The organism is Kurthia populi (assembly GCF_042686175.1).
GTDB classification, from domain to species: domain Bacteria; phylum Bacillota; class Bacilli; order Bacillales_A; family Planococcaceae; genus Kurthia; species Kurthia populi.
Map to the genome: position 1 here is coordinate 68609 of NZ_JBHUOR010000139.1, position 6380 is coordinate 74988.

4 protein-coding genes are annotated in these 6380 nt (G+C 38.8%); all 4 read right to left on the minus strand.

The features are described 5' to 3' along the window. Positions 1 to 42: 42 nt before the first annotated feature. The 4 genes from dnaE to ACFSY7_RS18395 all read right to left on the minus strand — a co-directional run bounded on the left by dnaE (position 43) and on the right by ACFSY7_RS18395 (position 6269). Positions 43 to 3120: a DNA polymerase III subunit alpha gene (dnaE, locus tag ACFSY7_RS18380; RefSeq protein WP_380149081.1), complete on the minus strand. Its 3078-nt coding sequence runs from the start codon at positions 3118 to 3120 to the stop codon at positions 43 to 45. Between the two features lie 19 nt (positions 3121 to 3139). Further along, positions 3140 to 4069, minus strand: coding sequence for a DHH family phosphoesterase (locus ACFSY7_RS18385; protein WP_380149082.1), 930 nt, complete (start codon positions 4067 to 4069; stop codon positions 3140 to 3142). 103 nt (positions 4070 to 4172) lie between these two features. Next, positions 4173 to 5483 (minus strand): DRTGG domain-containing protein, encoded by a 1311-nt coding sequence (locus ACFSY7_RS18390; protein WP_126989213.1) that lies wholly within the window; start codon positions 5481 to 5483, stop codon positions 4173 to 4175. A gap of 105 nt (positions 5484 to 5588) precedes the next feature. Then, complete coding sequence (locus ACFSY7_RS18395; protein ID WP_126989212.1) at positions 5589 to 6269, minus strand: metal-dependent hydrolase; 681 nt, start codon at positions 6267 to 6269, stop codon at positions 5589 to 5591. Positions 6270 to 6380: the final 111 nt, after the last annotated feature.

A 6380-nucleotide genomic window follows, 5' to 3' on the forward strand; every position in this document is an offset into this window, starting at 1 on the left:
AAAACTGTGCCAAAAGCACAGTTTTTAATACCTAGTAGTAATTTAAACTTCTAAAATACGTTCAATTTGTTTGATAATGAGTTGGCTCTTACCATTACGTCGTTCTACTTTACCACGTACAATAACCGTCATCTCTTCTTCAACCCATGACATCACCGCTGCATAATCGCGTGGGAATAGTGTTGATGAGATACTTCCTTCTTCATCTTCTAATTGCAAAAAGGCCATTGGCTCTCCTTTTTTTGTACGAATCTGTTTTTTACTTTGTATAAGTGCAATCAATTGAACATGAGAATCTGCATTTGCATAACTAATATCTTTTGTCGTTACACTATCAATACTAAGTGATTTTTTTAACGACATAATAGGATGTGGTGATAAATAAAACCCGAGCACTTCTTTTTCGTATTCTAGCTTTTGTTTTTCTGTCAGGGCTTCTGCTTTTGCGTACTTAGGTGTTCCAAATAAAGCAATATCTTGAAAATCTTCACTCTCATCTGCTAAATCTGACTGTAAAGTAGCTTGTGCAATGGCCCCTTTAATCGATGCTAAAAGTACGGCGCGGTCTTTTCCAAATTCATCGAATGCGCCCGCTTTAATTAATGGCTCAAGCGCTGCTTCTTTAAATTGTTTTGCTGGAAAATCTGCAGCCATCGCATATAAATTGGTCCATGTAGCACGCTCGTTTTTCCGCAAATAATTTAGTTCCTCTAAAAATGCTTTTGGCACGCCCCGTATCGCGCCTAATGCAAAGCGAACATCCCCATTTTCAACATGGAATCCCTTGCCACTTTTCGTAATCGATGGTGGTAATAGCTTAATGCCACGCTCCTTTATCTCTTGCATAAAAGCTGTTGTTTTGTCTTTATCTCCAAGAACCGAAGACAGTAAGGCTGCATAAAAGTATGGTGCAAAATTCGCTTTCAAATAGGCCATTTGATATGTGATTACACTATAGGCAGCAGAATGGGATTTTGGGAACCCATAATCCGCAAAACGAACGATTAAATCATAGATATTATTTGCAATATCTTGATCAAAGCCTTGCTTTAAAGCTCCTTTAACGAAATGTGCACGCTCTTGATCTAATGTTTCACGTTTCTTCTTACTAACTGCTCGGCGTAATAAATCCGCTTCGCCCATGGTAAAACCAGCAAAGCGGCTGGCAATTTGTAAAATTTGCTCCTGATACACGATGACACCATACGTTTCAGCTAAAATAGGACGCAATGCTTCATGTGGCATTTCGGCCGTTTCTATACCATGCTTACGACGTGCATAAATCGGAATAAAATCCATTGGCCCTGGACGATATAATGCATTGATTGCAATAATATCTGTAAACTGCGTTGGTGCGATTTCCCGTAATGCCTCTCGCATACCAGTCGACTCTAACTGGAATACACCTAATGTGTCGCCACGACGTAGCAATTCAAATGTTTTAGCATCATGTAATGGGATTTTTTCGAATTTTAATGTTTTCCTAGTGTCCGCAAAAATCATATTTCGAATCATTTCAAGGGTTGTTAAATTACGCAAGCCTAAAAAGTCCATTTTTAATAAGCCTACTTGCTCTACTTCTTGCATTGGCCACTGCGTCAAATACAATCCTTCATGCCCTTTTTCGATTGGCACTGTTTCAACAAGTGGCTCCGGTGACAATACGACACCTGCCGCATGAGTAGAAGCATTTCGTGGTAGTCCCTCTAAACGAAGTGCTACCGAAACGATGCTGTCATGCTGTGGACTTTGCTCACGCCACTGTCTAAGACCGCCTTCTGCTAATGCCTGTTTAAGGGTAGAACCTGGCTTAGATGGTACAAGAGAAGATAAGTGTGATAATTCTTCCATTGTTAAGCCAAACATCCGCCCTACATCACGTAACACTGCTTTTGCAGACAATGTACCAAATGTAATGATTTGCGATACATAATTTGCGCCATATTTTTCAGCTACATAGTGAATCACTTCTTGTCGACGATGATCGGCGAAATCGACATCAATATCCGGTAGCGTCACACGCTCTGGATTTAAAAATCGCTCAAATAATAAGCCATATTTTAATGGATCAATATCTGTAATTCGTATTGCATACGCAACAAGGGAGCTTGCTGATGACCCACGACCGGGTCCTGTTAAAATCCCGCGCTTTCTCGCATACTCAATATAATCAGCCACAATTAAAAAGTAATCTGCATAGCCCATTTTATTAATAATTGATAATTCATAGCGTAGTCGCTCCGCATAATCCGCTGTAATTTGTCCAAAGCGTTTGACAAGGCCCGCTTCACATTGCTGTTTTAAGCGACTTTCCGCGGTTTCCGCTTCAGCTAATGGGAATTTAGGCATATGAAATGTCACAGTCGGCAACTCTAATTGGCAATCTGCTAAAAAATCATACATTTGTGTTTGCCACATGGGGCGATCTATAAACCATTCCGTTAGTTGCTGCGCCGTTGGTACATATTGATAACGAGCGGTTTCTTCCAATGCTTCTCGCTCATTTAACTTTTGACCACTTTCAATTGCCTGCGCAATTTCAAATGCCAATACATCTTCTTCTTCTAAAAATGTGCTTCTATGTGTCGCACCTATCGGTAAATTCAAATTACTACAAAGTTCCTCGTAATACGTTTCTTCTATCGATTTATGCCCCCCAGGACGCGCGACTCCAGCAATGCAATCTTCTAGCCATAAAGCTTTTAACGTTGCTAAATCTTCTTTCGGGTCACTTAACCATGTTGCATCGCATAATGGTATCATTGCTTTTAATCCTACTCGGTAGCCTTGTAGCCATTTAAGTGGAATATCTCCATGTTCACGTAACGAACTAGCAGATGATAATTTTAATAATTGCCCATAACCTTGGACATCTTTCGCATAAACAATGAGCTGTCTTCTATGTTGTGACACTGTTACATGCAATGTTAAGCCAATAACTGGCGACAAACCTGCATTTTTTAACGCATGCCAAAAAGGCAGCACACCATAAAGCTTTGAATTGGTGATTGCTGCCAATTGGACCTGTTGCTGTGTCATTTTTTGTGTCAATTCATCGATACGAATCGTACTTTGTAACATATCCGCGGCCGTAACTATTTCTGTATAGACGACGTTCATCGTATCAACCTCTTTTCTTTTACTGCTGTTTACATAACGCTTCAATCGCTTGAATAACATCATCCGCTTCTGACCAATCATAAATCGTCGCACCCGCTGCTACAGGGTGACCACCTCCGCGGAACTGTTTCGCAATTGTGTTGATTACTGGGCCTTTTGAACGTAAACGAATACGAATTTGATCGTCCTCTTCTACAAACATTGCCCATGCAACAATACCTTTTGCATTTCCTAGTGAAGGGACAAGATTATTGGTTTCCTCAACCGTTACATCAAACTGCGCTAATAGCTCCTTCGTTAGCTTGATGTATCCTGCACCATTGTCGTCCATTGAAAAGTTTTGATAAATATAACCTTGTAGTTGTAATACATTGCATGATACTTCATACATGCCATTAAATAATGCCGAGCGGTCAAAATCATAGTCAATTAATTCTGCAACTGTATTAAATGTTAATTCAGTTGTACTTGGATATTGGAAACGCCCTGTATCCCCTACAATTCCGGCGAATAAATAACGTGCTGATTCAGCGGTTAATGTCCATTCAGCTGTTTTAGCCAAATCAAAAATCATTTCTGAACATGAGCTCGCATCCGTATTCACCCAGCGCATATCACCATACTTATCTTCATTTGGATGATGATCAACCTTAATTAAATAAGCACCCGTTGTATAACGTTGATCGTCTACACGGTCTGTATTCGCTGTATCCGTTACAATAACTAATGCTCCCTCATATGCTGCATCATCTACGCCTGTTGGTTTCCCTAAATAATCAAGCGGTGCACTATGTAAGCCTGTCGTATAAATCATTTTATGTGGATAGTTCGTGCGTAGTAATGATGCTAATCCTAATTGTGAGCCATATGCATCTTCATCTGGACGTACATGACGATGAATAATAATCGTATCATATTGTTCAATTTTCTCGATAATCTCTTGCTTCATAAAATCATCTCCCTAACATCTTTTTCTTTCATTTTAAAGGAAAACCTTGGTATTAAAAAGTAGGCAACCTCGATAAAGTCGAAATTGCCTACTTTTTTATGTTTTAGCGTTCTAACAATTGGAATGTAATCATTGCTTTTGCGACAAGTACATCATCAGAAAATGCTTCAAAATCCATTTTAACCACTTTACGGCTCAAATTCAGAATACGTGGTACGACACGTACTTGTTTTTCCATTTGAACAGGTTTCATGAAGTAAATCGTCATATTTTCAACGAGACTTTCACCACGCTTCGTTTTTTTCAACGCCTGCGCACCTGCTTCTACTAATAGTGTTGTAAATGCACCATTTGAAATGGCACCAAACTGATTCGTCATTTGTGGTGTCACCGTAAAATCAACAACTGTATCCATGAAATCTTCAGACATTTGAATTTCATTTTTCACTAAATCATCGATTGTTTCACCATGTTGTGGCTGACGCTGTGCCATTTGCAATGCTTTTAAAACATCTTGACGGCTGACAACACCTTGTAAAACACCATGCTCATCTGCAACTGGTAATAAATCAATGCCTTCCCAAATCATACGGTGACCAGCTGTTGCGACACTTGTTTTCATTGTAACTGTAATCGGATTACGCGTCATTAAACGGTCAATTGATTCATTTTCTTGCTTACCAATTACGTCTTTTGACGTCACAATCCCCACGATTTTTTGATGCTTATCAACGACTGGATAACCACCATGCGTTGTTTTTGAATTCAATTCATTGAAATCTTCAACCGTCGCATTTACCTTTAAATAAGAGGTGTCTTGAATGGCTACGACAATATCTTCAATTAACAGAATTTCTTTTTTGATTAATTGATCATAGATGGCTCGATTAATCATTGTAGCAACTGTAAACGTGTCATAACTTGATGAAATAATCGGTAATTCTAATTCATCTGCTAATTGTTTTGTACTTTCCGATGCATCAAAGCCACCTGTAATTAATACAGCTGCGCCAGCTTTTAATGCCGCTTCATGCGTATCACTACGGTTACCGACAATTAATAAACTCCCGGCATCTGTATAACGCATCATATCGTCCATTTTCATGGCACCAATAACGAATTTCGTTAATGTTTTGTGTAAACCGCCCTTGCCACCAAGAACTTGTCCATCCACAATATTAACAATTTCCGCCATCGTTAACCGTTCAATATTTTCTTTTTTCTTCTTTTCAATACGAATCGTTCCTACACGCTCAATCGTACTAACAAGTCTTCTATTTTCCGCCTCTTTGATCGCGCGATATGCTGTTCCTTCGCTTACAGCCATGTCTTTTGCGATTTGACGTACTGAAATCTTGTCACCTACTGGTAGAGATTCGATGTACTGAATAATTTTCTCATGTTTTGTAACCAAAAAATCACCTAATTTCCAACGTCTTTCTACCTTTTAGTGTACCATAACTTAACAACAATCACGTAGTTTTGGCAGCGAAAAAGCTGTAATTCCGCTGATTTTCTGTTATAGTTCTACTTCATCTCCAGCTGAAAGCACTTTCACTTCCGAAGAATGAACTAACTCTACAAATTGTTGCGGATCTTGTTTAATATATGGGAACGTATTGTAGTGAATTGGCACAACTGTTTTTGGTTTCAAAAATTCAACCGCTGTCGCCGCATCTTCAGGTCCCATTGTAAAATTATCCCCAATCGGTAAAAAAGCTAAATCGATTGGATGACGTTCTCCAATTAACTTCATATCGCTAAATAAAGCCGTATCGCCTGCATGATAAATCGTTTTATCTTCAATAAATAATAAAATCCCTGCTGGCATCCCTGTGTAAACAATTTGCTGATCTTCTGTTGTATAAGAGGAGCCATGGAATGCTTGTGTCAGCTTCACTTTACCAAAATCAAACTGCGCGGCGCCACCAATATGTAGCGGATGTGTTTTTAAGCCTTTCCAAGATAAAAATGTACATAATTCATCTGGTGCAATAATAAGTGAATCATTCGCTTTTGCAATTTCAACCGTATCGCCAACATGATCATTATGGCCATGAGATAAAATAATAACGTCCGGTTTTTGATCAGCCACCTTTAAATCGGTTAGATCATTGCCGTTAATAAATGGGTCAATTAAAATTGTCTTGCCATTTGTCTCAATTTTTACTACTGAATGTCCATGATAACTTACTTTCATTTTTATGCCTCCCTCTATAAATGTTGATATATCAATGGCTCACGCCATTTTTGAGTGTCAAAAAAATATTTTCCAACACGCATATCTAACTTAATTTTGTATTAATTGATA

Coding starts and splice junctions, on each gene's coding strand:
- dnaE (WP_380149081.1), bottom strand. CDS start 3,120: ATGAACGTCGTCTATACAGAAATAGTTACGGCCGCGGATATGTTACAA.
- ACFSY7_RS18385 (WP_380149082.1), bottom strand. CDS start 4,069: ATGAAGCAAGAGATTATCGAGAAAATTGAACAATATGATACGATTATT.
- ACFSY7_RS18395 (WP_126989212.1), bottom strand. CDS start 6,269: ATGAAAGTAAGTTATCATGGACATTCAGTAGTAAAAATTGAGACAAAT.